Origin of the sequence: Kitasatospora nipponensis, assembly GCF_039528135.1 — a bacterium.
Lineage (GTDB): Bacteria > Actinomycetota > Actinomycetes > Streptomycetales > Streptomycetaceae > Kitasatospora > Kitasatospora nipponensis.
In genome coordinates, this window is record NZ_BAAALF010000821.1 from 1 (window position 1) to 638 (window position 638).

At 63.0% G+C, this 638-nt stretch carries 1 protein-coding gene; it reads right to left on the bottom strand.

The features are described 5' to 3' along the window. Nucleotides 1-501, bottom strand: a 501-nt coding sequence (locus ABD323_RS43525) for a hypothetical protein (RefSeq protein ID WP_344447546.1), incomplete at its 3' end; no start/stop codon positions are given. Between the last annotated feature and the right edge of the window lie 137 nt (nucleotides 502-638).

Below are 638 nucleotides of genomic sequence, written 5' to 3' on the forward strand. Positions count from 1 at the left end.
GGCGCGATTCACACGTTCCCTAGCAGCCTTGTACCTGTCTGAATCGGCCTGGGTCCTCGTTGGAAGCGCATCGGCCTCTGCTCTTGAGGCGACGGCCATTGCATTGATCGCCGCCCGGACCTTCGCGGTAGTCGCCGTTTTTGCATCGGCTTCGAGTGCCGACGCTCGACGGTTGAAGGAGGCAGCCGCAGCCTCCTGGTTGTCCATGGTGATGAGGCCGTCGTACGCGTCGATCGTTGAGTTTGCTGCCTCGCAGCCAGGGTCGGGAGTCGGCGACTTCGACGCTGACGGTGTCTCGCTCACCGCAGGCGCCTGGACCTTCGGCGTGACGACTGACTCGGTGAAAGCCGGCAAGGCGGGACCAGCCTGGTGAGTGGGTTTGGCTGACGGGCTGATCGCTTCCCCGATTTGCTTGAGGTTGGTGACGCCGAGGAACGCCAGCACGCTGATAGCCAGGCCGGCAACAGCGACCCACGTGCGAACCTTGTCGCCGCTATCCATGACGATCCCCCGAAGCGCCTACGGAGCCATCCGGCTTCGCCAAGTCCGTTGATCAATCCGGCCGTTGGCCGAGCAGGACACCCACCATGTTAGGTACGAAGAAGGAGGTACACACTGGGTTACCGCGTTGAGGTACG